Origin of the sequence: Rhodococcus globerulus NBRC 14531, assembly GCF_001894805.1 — a bacterium.
Classification (GTDB): Bacteria; Actinomycetota; Actinomycetes; order Mycobacteriales; family Mycobacteriaceae; genus Rhodococcus_F; species Rhodococcus_F globerula.
Genome location: NZ_BCWX01000005.1, coordinates 133,148 through 151,979 on the forward strand (window position 1 = coordinate 133,148; position 18,832 = coordinate 151,979).

General features: G+C 63.1%; 13 protein-coding genes. 9 read left to right on the forward strand and 4 right to left on the reverse strand.

The features are described 5' to 3' along the window. Positions 1-6: 6 nt before the first annotated feature. The gene (locus tag RG2_RS24405) at positions 7-996 is read right to left on the reverse strand and encodes a PIN domain-containing protein (protein ID WP_033235145.1); all 990 of its coding nucleotides are present in this window, start codon (positions 994-996) and stop codon (positions 7-9) included. An 83-nt stretch (positions 997-1,079) separates the two neighbouring features. Continuing rightward, positions 1,080-1,553: a GtrA family protein gene (locus RG2_RS24410; RefSeq protein WP_172936890.1), complete on the reverse strand. Its 474-nt coding sequence runs from the start codon at positions 1,551-1,553 to the stop codon at positions 1,080-1,082. Between the two features lie 64 nt (positions 1,554-1,617). On the opposite strand from RG2_RS24410, the gene dprE1 reads away from it, so the two are divergent. The 5 genes from dprE1 to RG2_RS24435 all read left to right on the forward strand — a co-directional run bounded on the left by dprE1 (position 1,618) and on the right by RG2_RS24435 (position 7,202). Beyond that, complete coding sequence (dprE1, locus tag RG2_RS24415) at positions 1,618-3,051, forward strand: decaprenylphosphoryl-beta-D-ribose oxidase (protein ID WP_033235146.1); 1,434 nt, start codon at positions 1,618-1,620, stop codon at positions 3,049-3,051. Continuing rightward, positions 3,048-3,809: a decaprenylphospho-beta-D-erythro-pentofuranosid-2-ulose 2-reductase gene (dprE2, locus tag RG2_RS24420; protein WP_033235147.1), complete on the forward strand. Its 762-nt coding sequence runs from the start codon at positions 3,048-3,050 to the stop codon at positions 3,807-3,809. Before dprE1 ends, dprE2 begins: the two co-directional genes overlap by 4 nt. Before the next feature lie 91 nt (positions 3,810-3,900). Further along, a complete protein-coding gene (locus RG2_RS24425; protein ID WP_033235148.1) occupies positions 3,901-5,745 on the forward strand; it encodes a galactan 5-O-arabinofuranosyltransferase in 1,845 nt (614 codons plus the stop codon). Positions 5,746-5,846: 101 nt separating this feature from the next. After that, on the forward strand, positions 5,847-6,455 hold the full coding sequence (locus RG2_RS24430; RefSeq protein ID WP_072782704.1) for a TetR/AcrR family transcriptional regulator: 609 nt from the start codon (positions 5,847-5,849) through the stop codon (positions 6,453-6,455). Between the two features lie 129 nt (positions 6,456-6,584). Continuing rightward, positions 6,585-7,202: an ANTAR domain-containing protein gene (locus tag RG2_RS24435; protein ID WP_116538776.1), complete on the forward strand. Its 618-nt coding sequence runs from the start codon at positions 6,585-6,587 to the stop codon at positions 7,200-7,202. Positions 7,203-7,242: 40 nt separating this feature from the next. On the opposite strand, the gene RG2_RS24440 is transcribed toward RG2_RS24435, so the two are convergent. Then, positions 7,243-7,989, reverse strand: coding sequence for an MspA family porin (locus tag RG2_RS24440; protein ID WP_072782726.1), 747 nt, complete (start codon positions 7,987-7,989; stop codon positions 7,243-7,245). A gap of 353 nt (positions 7,990-8,342) precedes the next feature. Here RG2_RS24440 and RG2_RS24445 point away from each other — a divergent pair, with 353 nt between their 5' ends. From RG2_RS24445 to RG2_RS24455, 3 genes are all read left to right on the forward strand, one after another. Next, the gene (locus RG2_RS24445) at positions 8,343-10,184 is read left to right on the forward strand and encodes a hypothetical protein (RefSeq protein WP_033235150.1); all 1,842 of its coding nucleotides are present in this window, start codon (positions 8,343-8,345) and stop codon (positions 10,182-10,184) included. Between the two features lie 59 nt (positions 10,185-10,243). Then, a complete protein-coding gene (locus RG2_RS24450) occupies positions 10,244-13,525 on the forward strand; it encodes an arabinosyltransferase domain-containing protein (RefSeq protein WP_371851337.1) in 3,282 nt (1,093 codons plus the stop codon). 140 nt (positions 13,526-13,665) lie between these two features. After that, on the forward strand, positions 13,666-16,899 hold the full coding sequence (locus tag RG2_RS24455; protein WP_371851338.1) for an arabinosyltransferase domain-containing protein: 3,234 nt from the start codon (positions 13,666-13,668) through the stop codon (positions 16,897-16,899). Here RG2_RS24455 and RG2_RS24460 read toward each other — a convergent pair. Next, positions 16,896-17,825: a DMT family transporter gene (locus RG2_RS24460; protein WP_371851339.1), complete on the reverse strand. Its 930-nt coding sequence runs from the start codon at positions 17,823-17,825 to the stop codon at positions 16,896-16,898. The genes RG2_RS24455 and RG2_RS24460 overlap by 4 nt on opposite strands. Before the next feature lie 74 nt (positions 17,826-17,899). On the opposite strand from RG2_RS24460, the gene RG2_RS24465 reads away from it, so the two are divergent. Continuing rightward, positions 17,900-18,820 carry a LysR family transcriptional regulator gene (locus tag RG2_RS24465; protein ID WP_033235154.1) on the forward strand — a complete coding sequence of 307 codons (921 nt, stop codon included), beginning with the start codon at positions 17,900-17,902 and terminating at the stop codon, positions 18,818-18,820. Positions 18,821-18,832 lie beyond the last annotated feature (12 nt).

An 18,832-nucleotide genomic window follows, 5' to 3' on the forward strand; every position in this document is an offset into this window, starting at 1 on the left:
GGGCGGTCAGTTTCCGGCGAGGTCGACTTCGTCAAGATCTTCGACGATAGTGACTTTTCGCTTCCGCCCACCGATCACTTTCCCGAGGTTGCGTAGTCCACCGGACGTCGGCTTGGGTGCGGGCGGAATGCGCTGGGGTGCAACGCGGGTGCGGGCTGCACGTTGTACCGGTTTAGGAGCGGGTGCCACCGGCGCAGCAGGAACAGGAGCAGCCGGCGCGGCATATCCAACCGACTCAGCGACTTCCACAACCTCGCGAACGACAACCTCGCGCACCACAACCTCAGCCACCTCGACAGGCTCGGGCACTTCAACAAGCTCCGGCACTTCGACAAGCTCCGGCAAGACAACCCGCGCCTCAACAACCCGCTCCTCAACAAACGTCGCCTCAACCTGCGCCGGCCCGTCGAAGACGGGGAATTCCAGCGCCCATCGGACGCGGCTGTCCAACCAACGTGAGTCGAGTTCGCGCAGTAGATCCGGATGCCACGACGCCTCCTGCGTGTCACCGAACGCCCGTGTGTCGTCGCTGACCCACAGTATTTCGGTGCCGGGATTCCGATCGGCCAGATCGAGCAGGGTCAACCAGTTCAGTGTCGCGGGGTAGCCGTCACGCTTTTTCTTGTCGACGTACGGCCGTTGCATCGCTATCGCGCGTTCGGCCACGAGCAGGTGCGGCACGTCGACAGGGTCGATGACCTCTATGCCGATTCCCTGCAGATCGTCGACCAGATCTTGCACATAGCCGTCCGCTTTGTCGTGGGCGGCGTCGATGAATCGGGTGAGGTCCCGGCGTAGACCGAGTCGGTCGTACATCCGCGCTTGCACGCTGAGAGCGGCGATCATGTCCGCGGATTCCTTGCGGTAGCGATTTGCGACGTCGAGGGCAACGAGGCGCGGGACCACAACGCGGAGTCCGCGAGCTTTGGCGTCGGCGACGGAATTGTCGAACCGTGCGCCGCGGACCAAGGCGGAGGAGTCGAGGACGATGATCATGACCTGCATTCTCCCTCAAGAACGGGACGAATGCGCTAATTCACGCGGCCCTTAATTCACACAGCCCTTAATTTCTGCAACTCTTACTTGATATTGAAGATCACAGCTCGCTGGACGATGAAGTTGATGACCGTTGCGGTGCCCTGCGCGATGACAAACGCCAGAGGCATGCGCCACCATTCGTCGGCGAGCACATGCAACATCACTGCGTTGAGCCCGACCTGAACGGCAAAGGTCACCGCGTACAGCACGACAACAGCGATAAACCGGGCGCGCGACGGCTCGGCCTTGAACGTCCACCGGCGATTGATCAGATACGCCGTGGTGGTACCGGCAACGAAGCTCAGAGCTTTTGCTGCGGTGTACGACAGCCCCAACGCGTGGAGCAGCGCATACAGCCCGTAGTCCACGATCGCCGACAACCCGCCCGTCGCAACAAACCGGACGATCTGCGTTTTCAGGTCGAGAGCGTCATCGGCGAGGTCCGTCGTGACGGGAATCTCCACCGGCAGAGGGACGTGGGGTTCGTGCTGGTGGTTCGCAGGCGTTTCGGGCACGACGACGAGCGTAACGACTCCAGCCCAAGCCGTCCGGCTCTACTCCCAGGTAACCTCTACGTTGATGTCCACGACAGCAGAAGAGACGCCCAAGCAGGCTCTCCACACCCAAGCCCGCACCCTCACCGGTTGGGGACGCACCGCCGCCACCACCGCACAGGTGTTGTCCACCCCCGACGTGGAAGTGATCGCAAGTGCGGTCGCCCAGGTTGCGGAGAAGAACGAGTCCAAGCCGTCGCATTTACGACGCGGTGTCATCGCGCGCGGTCTCGGCCGTTCGTACGGTGATCCGGCGCAGAACGCAGGCGGCTTGGTCATCGACATGAATGCGCTCAACCGTATTCATCGCATCGATCGTGACACCGCTTTGGTGGACGTCGACGCCGGGGTGAACCTGGATCAGCTGATGAAGGCTGCTCTGCCGTTCGGCCTGTGGGTTCCCGTGCTGCCAGGTACGCGCCAGGTCACGATCGGCGGCGCCATCGGTTCCGATATTCACGGCAAGAACCACCACAGCGCGGGCAGCTTCGGCAACCACGTCGTGTCGTTGGATCTGCTGACGGCTGACGGCAAGGTTCGCACCCTCACCCCCAAGGGCGGGCGTAACGATCCCAAGGCTGCGCTGTTCTGGGCCACGATCGGCGGTATGGGCCTGACGGGCATCATCCTGCGGGCCACCATCAAGATGACGCCGACCGAGACGGCATATTTCATCGCCGACGGCGATGTCACCAACAGCCTCGACGAGACAATCGCACTGCACAGCGACGGCAGTGAGGCCAACTACGAGTACTCGAGCGCCTGGTTCGACGCAATCGCTGCGCCGCCGAAGCTCGGTCGTGCGGCAATCTCGCGGGGCTCCTTGGCCAAGCTCGACCAGCTTCCGGCCAAGCTGCAGAAGAACCCGCTTGCATTCGACGCGCCGCAGTTGCTGACGTTCCCCGACATCTTCCCCAACGGGCTCGCCAACAAGTTCAACTTCTCGGCGATCGGTGAGGTGTGGTTCCGCAAGTCGGGAACGTACCGCGGCAAGGTCCAGAATCTGACGCAGTTCTATCACCCGCTCGACATGTTCGGTGAGTGGAACCGCGCCTACGGGTCCAACGGATTCCTGCAGTACCAGTTCGTGGTTCCGCCGGAGGCTGTCGAAGAGTTCAAGAAGATCATCGTCGACATTCAGCGCAGTGGTCATCACTCGTTCCTGAATGTGTTCAAGCTGTTCGGCGAGGGCAATCAGGCTCCTCTGAGCTTCCCGATCCCGGGTTGGAACATCTGCGTCGATTTCCGCATCAAGCCGGGCCTCAACGAATTTGTCACCGAACTCGACAAGCGAGTCCTCGAATTCGGCGGACGCCTGTACACGGCCAAGGATTCGCGGACGTCCGCAGAGACCTTCCATTCCATGTACCCGCGCATCGACGAGTGGATGGCGACGCGCCGAAAGTACGACCCCACAGGCGTTTTCGCCTCCGATATGTCCAGAAGGCTGGAACTGTGATCAACGCTGTAGGTAACCCGCAAACTGTTTTGCTTCTCGGTGGAACGTCCGAGATCGGCCTCGCGATGTGCGAGGAGTACTTGAAGAAGTCGCCGCTGCGCATCATTCTGGCGACGCTGCCCGGCGATCCCGGCACCGATGCCGCGGTCAAGGGACTCGAAGCCAAGGGCGCCACCAAGGTTGAGGTCGTCGACTTCGACGCTGTGAAGTTCGACAGCCACCCCGACGTCATCGACAAGGCGTGGGCCGGCGGCGACGTAGATGTCGCGATCGTTGCGTTCGGTTTGGACGGTGACGCCGAGGAGCTGTGGCAGAACCAGCGCAAGGCTGTCCTGGTCGCAAACGTCAACTACACCGCGGCAGTCTCCGTCGGTGTGCTGATCGGCGAGAAGATGAAGGCTCAGGGCTTCGGCAAGATCATTGCGATGTCGTCGGTTGCCGGTGAGCGCGTGAAGCGCGCCAACTTCGTCTACGGCTCCACCAAGGCCGGTCTCGATGGCTTCTATCTGGGCCTCGGCGAGGCTTTGGCGGAGTTCGGCCCGAGCGTAACGGTGGTTCGACCGGGCATGGTGCGCACCAAGTTCAGCGCCCACGTCAAGGAAGCACCCCTGACCGTCAACAAGGAAGACGTCGCGCGGCTTGCTGTTGCAGCGTCGGACAAGGGCAAGGAAATTGTCTGGGCACCGGGCCCGTTCCGCTTCGTGATGATGGCTCTGCGCCACGTGCCGCGACCTATCTTCCGGAAGCTGCCCGTCTAAGCTCTTTTTCGTGTCACAGACAACAGCTGAACCAGCTCTGACAACTGCCTCCCCGTCGCCGTGGCGTAATGCCGCGGCGACGGTGGTGGAAATGGCGCTCGCGGCACTGGTAGCGGTCGTCGTCGCCGCTGTCGGACTGTTCGCGTTCAGCCAGGTCGACTGGCCGGCGTTCACGTCGTCGAATGTCACTCAAGCCGTCACGACGGTCTTGCAGGTTGTCTGTATCGCCGTGATCGGCGTCGCCGTGCTGATGTTCCGCGCCCGCAAAGCGCAGCGAACTGCAAAGCTCCTCTCGTGGGCGGGGCTTTCGGGCTTCGTCACCACGACGCTCGGACTCCCTCTCGCCGCAACCACGCTGTATCTGCACGGGGTTTCGGTCGATCAACAATTCCGCACCGAATACCTGACTCGGCTCACGGATTCCGCTGCGCTGCAAGACATGACGTATGTGGATCTCCCGCCGTTCTACCCGGCCGGCTGGTTCTGGGTCGGTGGACGCGTCGCAAATCTGCTGGGTATGGACGGCTGGGAAGCCTTCAAGCCCTATGCGATCGGCTCGATCGCCGTTGTCGCCGTGATTGCACTCGTGTTGTGGACCAAGCTCATTCGACGCGACTGGGCGGTAGTCGCGGCGTTGGCCGTTACCGCGGTTGTGTTGGCGTACAACTCCCCTGAGGCGTACGGCGCCGTCGTCAACCTCCTGATCCCGCCGGTGCTCATCCTCGCTTGGGGCGCCCTCGATCGCCCGGGTTCGTCCCGGTTTGCCGGAGCGGGAGCAGTTCTCGGCACCGGCTTGTTCCTCGGATACGCAGCGACCGTCTACACGCTGTACCTCGGATTTGCCGCGTTTGCGGTAACACTGATGGGTATCGTCGCGGCGGTTCTCGCGGCCCGCGCCCAGAACACCTGGAAAGCCGCACTCGGACCACTGATCCGACTGGTCGTCATCGCCGTCATCGCCGGCGTGGTCGCTCTGACTGTCTGGGCTCCCTACCTGCTCGAAGCGCTCTCGGGCGCTCCCGCCGAGTCGGGCACCGCTATGCATTACCTCCCGGATTCCGGCGCGGTACTCCCCTTCCCGATGCTGCACTTCTCACTCGTCGGCGCGCTGTGCATGTTGGGCACGATCTGGCTGATTTCCCGGTTCCTGTTCTCACGCAGGGCACGGGCGCTGGGTATCGGCGTGATTGCGGTGTATTTGTGGGCCCTGTTGTCGATGATGTTCACGGTTGCCGGCAGCACTCTTCTCGGATTCCGGCTCGAGCCGGTTCTGATCGGGCTCCTCGCCGCGGCAGGTGTGTTCGGCTTCTTCGAGTTCGCCGGCTGGATCGTGTTGGCCACCAGCGAGAATCCGCGGGTCAAAGCAGTACTCGTTGCTCTCGGCGTCATCGGCGCGATTTCCTTTGCGCAGAACATCCCGCAGGTGCTGGCCCCGGATATCGCTGTGGCATACAGCGATACCGACGGAAACGGCGAGCGCGGAGATAAGCGCCCGCCGGGAGCCGAAGCGAATTACGCGGACATCGACCGCATCATCCGCGAACAATTGGGCCGCGAGCCCCACGATCTGGTGGTCCTGACAGCCGATATCGGCTTCCTGAGCTTCTACCCGTACTTCGGTTTCCAAGGATTGACATCGCACTACGCAAATCCGTTGGCAGACTTCCGGGCCCGCGCGGAGCTGATCGAGAATTGGTCGGAACTCGAGACACCCGACGAGTTGATTGCCGCATTGGATGCCGCACCGTGGCGCAGCCCCGACGCATTTGTCTTCCGCCAGGGCGCCGACGGATACACCCTGCGCCTGGCCGAGGATGTCTACCCCAACGATCCCAATGTCCGCAGGTACACGGTCACGTTCCCCAAGGAGCTGTTCGACGATCCTCGCTTCACGGTCACCGAGCAGGGACCGTTCGTGGTTGTCACCCGCAACTGACGCGGTACCCCCGATAACAGTAAACAAACGGGATATTCTTCACAGTCGGCTTGCCGGTGACGGTCGTTGACGCGCCCCCTCCGCACCCCTAACTTCATAACGTGACAAAAACCGATGCCCGAACGGCCATGATCGATGCGGCCGAGCGATTGGTGGCGGAGCGCGGTTTAGCAGCACTGACCTTGCGCGACGTCCAGATCGAGGCTGGGCAGGCAAACAAGTCGGCAGCGCAGTACCACTTCGGTTCACGCGAAGGCTTGCTGTCCGCGGTGATCGAGTCACGCATGAAGCCGGCTGCGGAGCGCCGACACGATCTCCTCAACGCGATCGACGTCGCACAGCAACCGCCGACCATGCGCCAACTCGTGGAAGCGTCGGTGCTGCCGTTGGCCGAGCAGACGATCGAACGTGAGCACAGTTTGTACGCGCGTTTTCTGGTGCAGTCCATCTTCGATCCGGGAATGTCGACGGTCATCCGGGACCACCTGCAGGCAGCGACCTTTCGCGACGTTCAGCAGCGCATTGCGTCGGCGTCGGAGTTGCCGGCCGATATCGCGGATCTTCGCGCGGGCACACTCAGCATTTTGGCCATCGTGACATTTGCTACCTGGGAAGGACGAGTTCACAGCCCTGCACAAGCCAAGCTCATCGTGGCCGATCTGATCGAGAGTTGCCTCGGTGCGTTGAACGCGCCGGCACCCCAACCCTGATCACACCCGGCCCCAGTTAGACCCCTAGTCAGACAGGGGTCGAGTTTGTCCTCGCCACCACCGGGGTATTCGACTGCTTCACGACGCGGTTGACATGACAACTGCGCACCCATCGTGGCGGGGCAGGTGATGACATTGAGCGAACTCGTTGCGCAGAGTCACGAATTGGTTCCACATCGCGCGATCCTGGACGCAGCAGAGCACACTCTTGTCATTGCGCGAGGTAAGCCATACGGCCCCGAGCAGGCATTTCACGAGCTGCTCCGTGTTGCGACAGAGCATCGGATCGCGGTGCTCACTTTGGCGCGGGCTCTTATCGACGTGTCGCAGACACGTGAACCTGAGAGCCTTCCGAAGGATCTGCCGCATACCGTCGCTGCGGCGCAGTGGGGTGCACTTCTGGATCTGCCCACCCGGGAAACACTGCACGCGCACGACACCGACGACGCTGAGGTAGAAAGTCACCCAGCCGACGAACCTGCTGTCGATTACCTGCTCTCGACAGATCTTGCCGGTCGCATCGTCTTTGTGTCGCTGGCGTTCACCATCGCTGCGATTGTGGGATTCTTTGCCCACGACTGGGCGCTGTTACTTCTTGTGACGGCGGCATGCACGGCGTGGGCGGCGGTGGCACTCGCAATGAAGGCCGTCCGCACCTCCCGCACTCACCGCCGGTCGATCCCTACCGAATACCGGTCGAATACGCAGGCTCCCAACAACTCTCACCGTCACACTGTTGCAGCGTGACGGTGAGAGTCGTAACGATCAAAGCCTCTGCCCTTTAAAGTCAAAGTCTCTGCGGCGCTCCGTATGTGACGACCGTGTCCCCATTGGATGTCACGGCCTTTGCGTACGGCCGGATGGTGACCGGACCGATGGCACCCTGCACGTATCCGTGGATTCCTTGCATCCGCACCGTCGCTTCGCGGCCGTCGAATGTCTGATCTTCGAGCAACTCCACGTCGGTAATTCCACCCGGCGCCAAATCCACGTCAAGTTCCTGCGACGGGATGATGTCTCCACCGAGTACAAATGCATTCGAGATGTCGAGTCCCAGAGCCGGTTCGGGAATGAACCCGATTCCGAGGTTGGTTCCGCTCTCCACGCCCCAGTCGAGTCCGGGGCTGTTGAGGACAACCGTGGCACCGGTCAACGCGATCGGGTAGCCGATTTGGTAGCCGATCGTCAGTTGGGTTCCGGTGAAACTGTCCGCGTCTGGGCCGTCGATGCGCACCGACGCAACGCCGTCGTGGAAGAACTCGACGCTCAGTGGCGAACTGTCGAGCGGCGGGACTGTGTGGATGGCTGTGTCCATCTGCAGGACTTCTATGCGGTTTCCCTTGACGTCCGTGATCGAACTCGCGTTGTCGACTCCCGCCGACGCGTTGGTGCTGCCGAACGCGACGGCAAGGGCGGCCACTGCCCCGACAGCCCCGATGCGAGCCCCGTTACGAGCCTTGTTCCTACTCGCTGCGCGTTTACCCCCTGCGCCGCCGCAAACCCGTGTGTTCGTCATGCACAAGCACCATCCCATCAGGTTGTGACCCCGATGGGTTCCCGCTTTGTCGAGAACGCGATCCGTCGGGGCTGTGTGAACGAATTCGGGGTACACGAATTCGAGCAGGACACCTCCGAGGTACCCATGTCACAAAGCCGCCAAACTCGACCGACCGGTTATCTCGAATGAGGCACGAGCGGGCCTGAACTGCCCCGAATACGGCCTGCTCGCGCAGCTGCAGGCTGGTCTCCAGGCCATCGTTCGTTACGCTGGCGGGATAAGTTATCGAATCGATACCTTCAGCGGGTACCTCGTAACCACCGAGGAACCGCCGAGACAACCACCGAGGCAACCACCGAGATTGGTTTCATCCGAAAGGCGCCGACTGCATGACCGAGACTCTGCCCGAACCTCAACAACAGCTGGTCGAGGCGACACCAGGGCGGGTCCGTTCAGTTATCAGCCGAGGCCGGATGGTCGATCTCGCGATCATGGTGCTCTTTGTCCTGGCCGCGTTCTGGGTGATGTCGAATCTCTGGCGCAACCTGGAGTCCGGTTATCTGGTCAACGCGGGCCGCGACCAGTCGATGTGGGAATGGTTCTTCGCCGACACCGCGCACGCGCTCTCTCAGTTCCGCACACCGTTGTACAGCGACCTGCTGAATTATCCGCTCGGTGTGAACCTGATGGCCAATACCGCGATGTTCGGCATCAGCATGCCGCTGGCGCCGCTCACCTTGCTTTTCGGGCCGACGCCGACTTATGCGATCGGGCTGACCTTAGGCCTGGCCGGTACCGCAATCGCCTGGTACTGGACATTTTCTCGGCATGTGCTGACGGGCGTTTCCGTTCGGGTGAAGTGTGCGGCCGCAATTGGTGGCGGGTTCTGCGGATTTGCCCCTGCCATGATCTCGCACGCAAACGGTCACCCGAATTTTGTGGCCTTCTTTGTCATCCCGTTCATCTTCATGCAGGTTATCCGCGTTTCACGTGGAACCAATGTGGTCAGGGACGGCGTCGTCCTTGGCCTGCTCATGGCGTGGCAGATCTTCCTCGGCGAAGAACCACTCCTCATCTTCACCATGTCCGCGATGGTGTTCGGCGCTGTGTACGCACTCTCGGATCTTCCGAGAGCGCGGGCTGCGATCAAGCGCAGCCTGCCCGGCTTGGCCGTCGGCGCAATCGTGTCCATCCTCATCACTGCGATACCGCTCTACTCACAGTTCTTCGGCCCCGCAAGCTACGACGGCGTCGGCCACGGCCAGGCGGGAGCCGACTTCGGCGCGTTCACCACCCTCCCCACCGAATCGGTGGGCGGCGACAAGACCGGCGCCGAGTACCGCATGAACCCCACCGAGGAGAACTCGTACTTCGGTTGGCCGATCGTCATTCTGATCTTCTTCGCGACGGTATGGCTGTGGAAGATGAAGCTCACTCACGCCGCTGCGGCCGTTATCGTCGTGATGGGCGTGCTGTCATTGGGGTCCGAGCTTGTCTACAAGGGCGATCACACCGGCATCACGTTGCCCTGGAAGTTCCTGGCCCACTTGCCGCTGTTCGAGTCGGTCCTGGAGTCACGCTTTGCCATGGGTGCAATTCCCGCCATCGGGTTGCTGCTGACATTGGGTACGTATCGCGCACTGGTGGAGCTTCGTAATCCCCGCGGCGGCAATTCTCGCGGCCCTGGCCTGATATTGCCCGGCGCGTGGTTGGCGGTGCTGGCGCTCGCAGTGGTTGTCCTGATTCCGACGCGCATCGATACCGTCGAACGCCCGGACACCCCGAAGTTCATCACCAGCGGATCGTGGGAGAACTACGTCAGCGACGGCAGCCTCGTGTCGGTTCCCGTGTCCAGCGGTGAAGAAGCGCGGGCCATGCGCTGGCAGATCGATGCCGATTTCGGCTTCCCGATCGCCGGCGGCTACTTCGTCGGCCCTCATTCGATTACCCGCGGCGGCATCTACGGGGCTGAGTTCCGCCCCACGTCGTCGCTTCTGGTCAAGACCAACGAGACCGGTCAGATCCCCGTTGTCGACGCCACCACCCGCGCCGACGCCCTCACCGACCTGCGGTTCTGGCGTGCCGACGTCCTGGTACTCCCGAAAGCAAGCAACGACAACGCGTTGCGTCAGACGGTCAACGCTCTGGTGGGCTTCGACGCCACCTCGGTCGACGACGTCTGGGTGTGGGACGTCCGTGACCTCGTGAGCGGTAAGACGACCAACAAGTAGCGCTTCCTTAAGTCGTCTCTCAGGATGTAACGGGCGACACTCGCCTAACATCGTTCCTTGTGCCGTCTGACGTAGTAGTGCCCCCGCAGTCTCCCCCCACTGGCCCCGACGCTCGCCCCGAGTCGGATGCCCAACGGGTGCAGAAGGCACGAATCATCGCGATCGTCACCGGTCTGCTCGGCATGCTGCTGGCGCTCGCCACCCCGTTCCTCCCGGTCGACCAGAAGGCAGCAAGTGTCAGCTGGCCGCAGGACGGGTCGTTGAACAGCGTCTCGGCGCCGCTGATCTCCTACTCCCCGACCTCCCTCGACATCACCATCCCGTGCCCCGCGCTTGGCCAGCTCGGCGAAGACGGCGGCACGCTGGTCTCGACCATGCCGAACGGTGCGCCCGACCGCGATGCGCGCGGCCTGACCGTTCGGACCACCGCGGATCGCCTCGAGGCGATCGCCCGCGAATCGGTCCTGATCTCGGCGCCATTGGGCGAACTCACCGGATGCACCGCGCTGACCATCACCAGCGACTACCAGCAGACCGTCGCCACCGTCACCGGAATCGACGGCCTTACTACAACCCTGACCGGCGACTACCGTCCACAGGTTGTCGGCATCTTCACCGATCTGCAAGGCGCTCCACCTGCGGGCCTGTCCGTCAACATGGACATCGACTCCCGATTCTCTTCCAGCCCAACACTTCTCAAGCTCTTTGCGATGATCGTCGCGGCACTCTCCACGATCGTCTCGCTGTACGCGCTGCACCGGATCGACGGCGTCGACGGCCGACGCGCACGACGGTTCCTCCCGGCGCGGTGGTGGAAATTCACGGGCGTCGACGGCCTGGTCATCGGAACGCTCCTGCTGTGGCATGTGGTGGGCGCCAACACGTCCGACGACGGATACCTCCTCGGCATGGCCCGGGTTTCGGAACATTCGGGATACATGGCCAACTACTTCCGTTGGTTCGGTGTTCCCGAGGCGCCGTTCGGTTGGTACTACGACGTCCTCGCGGCGTTCACCAAGGTGAGCACTGCCAGCATGTGGATGCGGTTGCCCGCGTTGATCGCCGGCATCCTGTGCTGGATGGTGATCAGCCGCGAGGTGATCCCGCGGCTCGGTGTTGCGGTGCGCCGCAACAAGGTTGCCATCTGGACCGGCGGCCTCGTGTTCCTGGCGTTCTGGTTGCCGTACAACAACGGTTTGCGTCCCGAACCGATCATCGCGCTCGGCGCTCTTCTGACGTGGTGCTCCATCGAACGTGCCGTTGCCACAGGCCGTTTGCTGCCTGCGGCGGTTGCGGTGCTGATTGCCGCGTTCTCTCTCGCCGCTGGTCCGTCGGGACTCATCGCGATCGGTGCCCTGCTCGCCGGGGCGCGCCCCATCGTGCAGATCTTGATCGCCCGCGGCAAACGAGTGGGTTTCTTCTCGCAGATCATGCCGGTCCTCGCAGCCGGAACCGTCGTACTTGTTGCGGTGTTTGCCGATCAGACGTTGGCAACGGTGCTCGAATCGACCAGGGTGCGAACAGCTATCGGCCCCAACGTCCCGTGGTTCGAGGAACGAGTTCGCTGGGACGCTTTGATGACCATCTCCCCCGACGGCTCGTTGGCGCGCCGCTTCGGCATGTTCGTGATGATCGTCGGGCTGATCTTCTGCGTCATGCTGATCCTGCGGAAGGGCCGGATTCCCGGCACCGCGATCGGGCCGTCGCGCCGGATCCTGGGCATCGTGTTCGCGTCGCTGCTTCTCATGCAGTTCACTCCGACCAAGTGGACCCACCACTTCGGCGTCTATGCGGGGCTGGCAGCAACGGTGGCCGTGCTCGCCGCGGTGGGAGTCAGCGCGTCGAGCATGCGTTCCAAACGGAACCGCGCGCTCTTTGCCGCAGGCATCCTGTTCATACTGGCCGTGGCGTTCACCAGCTCCAACGGCTGGTGGTACGTCTCGAGTTACGGCGTCCCGTGGTGGGACAAGCCGCCGTCCATCGCCGGCAAGGGCTTCTCCACCGCGTTCCTCGGCCTGACGATTCTCGCGTTGCTGCTGGCTGCGTGGTTCCACGTTCGTGAACCCCTCGAGAAGTCGACTCCTAAGAAGAACAACGGCCGGACAGCTCGCCTACTTGCAGCGTCCCCGTTGACGATCGCGGCAGGCGCGGTTGTACTGTTCGAGGTGTTGTCCCTGGTCAAGGGCGCGGTCGCGCAGTATCCGGCGTACTCGATCGGCAAATCCAACGTCGAATCCGTCTTCGGCGGAACTTGTGGCCTCGCCGGTGAGGTCCTGGTCGAATCCGATCCCGATACCGGTGTTCTGCAGCTGATCGACCGCCCCGCCGACCTGGCAGGCGCAGGCGCTTTCGGGGCAACCGAATCAACAGGATTCACCCCGGACGGAGTGGCGAGCGACCTGACCGCAGATGCCGAGGACAAGGCTGCCGGCAGCGCCAACAGCCTCGACACCACCACGTCGGCAAACGGCACCACCACCCCGGGAACGGGCGCCGGTACCGGAGGCGGATCGGCGTCGACGGCCGGAATCAACGGAAGCAACGTTGCGCTCCCGTTCGGCCTCGATCCCGCGACCACTCCGGTTCTCGGCAGCTTCGGCTCGTCGGAAGCCGCTTCCCTGACCACCGGTTGGTACGCCTTGCCGCAGCGCAGTGACGCGGCGCCGCTGCTGACCATCGCTGCCGCCGGGCGTATCCGCTACGTCGACACCGACGGCATCGTCACACCAGGTGCAGTTGTCCACGTCGAATACGGCAAGACGCAGGCCGACGGCAGCGTGACAGCGCTCGGCCAGATCGATCCGATCGATATCGGCCCGTCTCCGTCGTGGCGCAACCTGCGTGTCCCGATGGATCAGCTCCCCGCCGATGCCGACACCGTGCGTGTGATCGCCAGTGACTCCGACATCGGCGGCGAGAAGTGGGTTGCACTCACCCCGCCGCGGGTTTCCGACATGCGCACTCTGCAGAGCGTCGTCGGATCCACCGATCCGGTACTGATGGACTGGGCTGTGGGTCTTGCGTTCCCGTGCCAACGTCCGGTCGATCATCTCTACGGCGTGGCCGAAGTTCCGGACTGGCGCATCCTTCCCGATCGCATCGGTGCGGAGTCCACCAATGCCTGGCAGGACCACTACGGCGGCGGTCCGCTCGGCTGGACCAGTGAGTTGCTCGCAGCCCGCACCTTGCCGACGTATCTCGACAACGACTGGGATCGCGACTGGGGTTCGCTCGAGCAGTACACACCGCTCGATCCGGCGGCGGAACCCGCTCAGATCGACGTGACAACCGAGACCCGTTCGGGCACCTGGACACCAGGTCCGATTCGTTACCAGTCATAACTGTTACCGGTGGACCTACCAAACCTCCCGGGCACGGTAGGTCCACGGGTAACACTCGCATAACATCGGTAGCCGTGCCAGACGTCGCCACAGTGCCACCCTTAACTCCGAGTTCGCCGCCATCCCGTCCGGATGCACGGATGCGCTTCCGACAAACGCGATTGATCGCGATAATCGCGGGCCTCATCGGATTTGTTCTGGCACTCGCCACCCCGCTTCTTCCTGTGGTGCAGACGACGGCAGCGGTCAACTGGCCGCAGAACGGCGTCATCGGCGACGTCGAGGCACCCTTGATGGCTCAGGTCCCCATCGACATCAACGCGTCGATACCCTGCACCGCGGTCGGCGCGCTTCCCGCGGGCGGCGGCATCCTCATGTCCACGGCCCCCGCTCAGGGCGACGGTGCGGCCCTCAGTTCCATGTTCGTGCGTGTGTCCGAAAGCAACGTCGACGTCCTTGACCGCAATGTCGTCGTGGCGTCGGCTTCGCGTGAGGACGTCGAGTCCAGCCGCTGCACCGCCATCACGTTCAACTCCGACGTCGACCGGACCGCCGCAGCATTCGAGGGACTCACCTACCCCGACGGCAACCCCGTTCGTGGACAACTTGACGGCGACTTCCGCCCCCAGGTGGTCGGTGTCTTCAGCGACCTCCCCGACGGCGCGGCCCCCGAGGGTCTCGGATTCTCGATGACCGTCGATTCCCGGTTCTCGTCCAGTCCGACGACGCTCAAGCTGGTTGCGATGATCGTGGCCGTCTTGTCCACCATCGTGTCGCTGATCGCCCTCGCCAAGCTCGACGGAATCGACGGCCGCACTCACCGCCGCTTCCTCCCCGCACGCTGGTGGAAGTTCTCCGGACTCGACGGCGTTGTTGTCGGCACATTGACGTTGTGGCACTTCATCGGCGCAAACACGTCCGACGACGGTTATCTCCTCACCATGGCCCGCGTTGCTCCCGACGCCGGATACATGGCCAACTACTTCCGCTGGTTCGGCGTCCCCGAAGCCCCGTTCGGTTGGTACTACGACGTGCTGGCGGTGATGGCCAAGATCTCGACGGCCAGCCCGTTCATGCGCCTGCCCGCGTTGATTGCCGGAATCCTGTGCTGGATGGTCATCAGCCGTGAAGTTGTTCCACGCCTCGGACGTGCGGTCCGCCGGAGCAACGTCGCGCTGTGGACCGGCGGGATGGTCTTCCTCGCATTCTGGCTCGCATACAACAACGGTCTGCGACCCGAGCCCATCGTCGCGCTCGGCGCCCTGCTGACGTGGTGCTCCATCGAGCGCGCCATCGCGACCGGCCGACTGTTCCCGGCTGCCGTTGCAGTGCTGATCGGCGCCTTTACCCTCGCTGCTGCCCCCACCGGATTGATGTGTATCGCAGCACTTCTCGCGGGTATCCGGCCGCTCATCCGAATCGTCGTGAAGCGTCACCGTGAGGTCGGCACACTGCCACTGCTTGCACCGATCGCGGCGGCCGGAACCTTGGTGCTTGTCGTCATCTTTGCTGATCAGACGCTGGCCGGCGTTCTCGAGGCCACCCGCGTCCGGACCATCATCGGACCGAATCTCGAGTGGTACAAAGACTTCCTGCGGTACTACTACCTCTTTGTCGACACGGTCGACGGCTCGGTAGCCCGCCGATTCGCCTTCCTGACGATGATCCTGTGCCTCTTCACGACGCTCTTCGTGTTGCTCCGACGCGGCCGGGTTCCCGGCGCCGCTACGGGTCCGTCGTGGCGTCTGGTCGGAGTTGTCTTCGGCACCATCTTCTTCATGATGTTCAACCCCACCAAGTGGACTCACCACTTCGGTGCGTACGCCGGCATCGCCGGTTCGCTCGCGGCACTGACAGCTGTTGCTGTATCCGCGTCTGCACTGCGATCGCGCCGCAACCGCTCGGTGTTCGTAGCTGGCCTGCTCCTGATGCTGGCGTTGACCTTTGCCGGCATCAACGGCTACTGGTATGTCTCGAGTTACGGTGTGCCGTGGTTCGACAAGACTGTTTCCTTGAGCGGACACGAATCAAACACCCTGTTCCTCGCACTCTTCGGGCTCGCTCTGGCCGTCGCGGCCTGGCAGTACCTGCGTGAAGGATTTGCGGCGGCACCGGAAAAGCCGAACACCGTCAAGGGCAAGCGGATTCGCAAATTTGCCGCAGCGCCGCTGACCGTGATCGCCGGCCTCATGGTGCTCTTCGAAGTCCTCTCTCTCCTCAAGGGCGCCGTCTCCCAGTACCCGGCATACTCACTGGGCCGTAGCAACATCGAAGCCCTCGCCGGAAAAACCTGCGGCATGGCCGAAGACGTGTTGGCCGAGACCGACGTCAACTCCGGCAACCTGGCGCCCATCCCCGGCCCTGGATTCAATGCCGAAGACCCCTTGGCCGGCGAAGAGGCGAAGGGCTTCTCCGCCAACGGTGTTCCCACCGATCTGACCGCGGACTACATCGAGGTCAAGCAGGGCATGGGAAACACCGACACCCAAAGCGTCGGCCCCACATTCGAAACCGGTTCGGACTCCGGAACCAGCGGCGGCACCGGCAATATCGGCGTCAACGGGTCCACCGCCAAACTCCCATACGGCCTCGACCCGGCCACTACGCCCATCATGGGCAGCTACCAGGCCGGCGTGCAGGAACCGGCGTCACTGATCTCGAGCTGGTATCAATTACCCGCTCGCAGTGAACAATCTCCGCTTGTTGTCATGTCGGTGGCCGGACGCGTCTGGTCCGTCGACAACACCGGAGCGGTGACCTACGGCCAGTCACTGCTCGTCGAGTACGGCAAAACGCAGCCGGACGGGACAGTGGCACTGCAGGGTTCGTACATGCCCCGCGACATCGGGCCGGCGCCGTCGTGGCGCAATGTTCGTATCCCGATCGACGAACTCGCCACCGACGCCGACGCAGTCCGCGTGGTTGCCTTCGATCCCAACCTCACCGGCGATCAGTGGATGGCGTTCACGCCGCCTCGCGTGCCGAAGCTCGAGTCACTCAACTCGTACCTCGGCAGCGAGCAGCCGATTCTGCTGGACTGGGCTGTCGGCCTTCAGTTCCCGTGCCAGCGTCCGTTCTCGCATGTGAACGGCGTCGCGGAGATGCCGAACTTCCGCATCCTCCCGGACCGGCCACTGGCTGTCAGTTCGACCGACACGTGGCAGTCCGCGGACAACGGCGGGCCGCTCGGGTTCACCGAGGTCCTGGCCGAGGCCACGGCAGTCCCGACGTACCTGAAGAACGACTGGGCCCGCGACTGGGGATCTCTCGAACGTTACGACCGGTACTTCCCGAATGCCGTTCCGGCAGAAGTGGAGACGGGCACCGCAACCCGCTCGGGAATGTGGATGCCCGGCGAGATGCGGGTGCACTAGACGGCACTACCTACTCGGGTGCGACGTACGGAGACGGCCGAGACCGCTCCGACAACTACGACGCACCCGAGTAGCTGCGCAGCACTTGGCCGTTCGCCCAGGAGAACGACCGCCAGCAGTACGGCAAGTACCGGCTGCATGAGCAGTAGCGTCGCACCCACCTCCGCAGGCAGCCGAGGTAGCGAATAGCCCATCAGCATCCAGCCGAACACCTGGCCGACCAGAGCAAGAGCGGCCAGCCAGATGAACGATTCCCAGCCGGGGGTGAAATCGATCTGTCCCCACAGTGATCCGATCAGGGAACCGGCAATTCCTGCCGAGGCTGTCGACACCAGCACCTGACTCGCCGCACGGTCGGCCGCGCCGATCCGGCCGACAACGAAGATGTAGCCGCCGTAGGCGATTCCGGAGATCAGGGACAGCACTGTTCCCCACAGCAGATCCGTCCCGGCCGCTGCGCCGCCGAACACACCGCCCGCCAAGGCAATTCCGGTGAACATGAAGGGCAACGCAAACAGAAAGCGCAGCGGAACGCGATTGCCGAACACCAGCCAGGACAACGCGGGCACCACGATCACCTGCACATTCACGACGACGCTTGCTATCCCGGCGCCGATCATGAGAATCGACTGCGACCACAGAGCAAAGTCCAGCCCGAGCAGGATGCCGCCCAATGCTTGCAGCACCAGCGCCCTTCGGGTTGGCATTCCCACTCGTCGATACTCGCGCCACGCCAGCAGGGCCAGCGGCGGCAAGGCCAGGAAACACCGGAAGAAGACCGCGGTCGACGGCGACACATCTGCCAGTTTGATCAGAATCGAACTGACGGAGATAGCAGCGGCGCCGCCGATGACCAGTAATCGAGGATCGAAGCGAGCCTGAGTAATTCGGGTGGGCGTGCGCGTGGGTGAGGTCAAGGTGGTCACTCCCACAATGTTCCTGCCGCTAACTATTCAGCACAAGCAAATATTCGGATCGCATATTGCGTAGCATTACTACCGTGTTGAACCTCGAAAGGCTGCGTGCCCTGCACGCCGTCGCAGAAAACGGATCAGTTGCCGCTGCCGCGCGCACTCTGCACGTCACGCCGTCGGGCATCTCACAACAGCTGAACAAACTCGAGCGCGAAGTTGGTGTGGCGCTACTCGTTCCCCAAGGCCGAGGCGTACGGCTCACCGAAGCGGGCCGCGTCCTCGCCCGGCGAACCGCCGAGGTTCTCTCGGTACTCGCTCACGCCGAGGCCGAAATCGCGTCACTGCACAGCGAAGTGACGGGACGACTGCGCCTGGGCGCACTCGTCTCTCCCAGCCGGACGGTGCTGCCGAAAGCTGTCGCCGAGATCAAACGCGCGCATCCCCAACTCGAGATCACCTTCACCGAAGGCGAATCCGAGGAACTTCTCCCCGCCCTCATCCGCCGCGACCTGGATGTTGTTGTGGTCGACAGCTGGAGCACTCTACCCATCGAACTTCCTGACGGGCTCTCGTTCACCCCGGTGTACGACGACGTCGCGGTGGTCGCCATCCCCGCGTCACATCCGCTGGCGGAGAACAAGGTTGTTGCGCTGCGCGAGTTGTCCGACCACGCGTGGGCGGGTTGGACGCGCGGCACGGATTTCCACACCTTCACCGTCAGAGTCTTGCGCGCACAAGGATTCGACCCACGAATCGATTACGAGGTAGCCGAGTTCCCCGCGCAAGTGGAATTTGTGGCGCAAGGGCTTGCCGTAGCGCTGATTCCGCGTCTCGCGAGAGTGATACCACCGGTAGGTGTTCGGATGCGCGACACTCTTCCGCCGCTGCGACGCGACATCTACGTGGCCTGGCGGACCGACAGCGAGCGGCCCGCTGTGCGGGCAGCGATCGAGGCGCTGCGTGAACAGTTCGATGCCCTGGATACAGCGCAGGACACGGTTGACTAGGACAATTCAACG

What these genes read in the sequence shown, in the direction of transcription:
- RG2_RS24405 (WP_033235145.1), bottom strand. Translation starts at nt 996, where the DNA reads ATGATCATCGTCCTCGACTCCTCCGCCTTGGTCCGCGGCGCACGGTTC.
- dprE1 (WP_033235146.1), top strand. Translation starts at nt 1,618, where the DNA reads ATGTCCACGACAGCAGAAGAGACGCCCAAGCAGGCTCTCCACACCCAA.
- RG2_RS24425 (WP_033235148.1), top strand. Translation starts at nt 3,901, where the DNA reads ATGGCGCTCGCGGCACTGGTAGCGGTCGTCGTCGCCGCTGTCGGACTG.
- RG2_RS24435 (WP_116538776.1), top strand. Translation starts at nt 6,585, where the DNA reads ATGACATTGAGCGAACTCGTTGCGCAGAGTCACGAATTGGTTCCACAT.
- RG2_RS24440 (WP_072782726.1), bottom strand. Translation starts at nt 7,989, where the DNA reads ATGGGATGGTGCTTGTGCATGACGAACACACGGGTTTGCGGCGGCGCA.
- RG2_RS24445 (WP_033235150.1), top strand. Translation starts at nt 8,343, where the DNA reads ATGACCGAGACTCTGCCCGAACCTCAACAACAGCTGGTCGAGGCGACA.
- RG2_RS24455 (WP_371851338.1), top strand. Translation starts at nt 13,666, where the DNA reads ATGCGCTTCCGACAAACGCGATTGATCGCGATAATCGCGGGCCTCATC.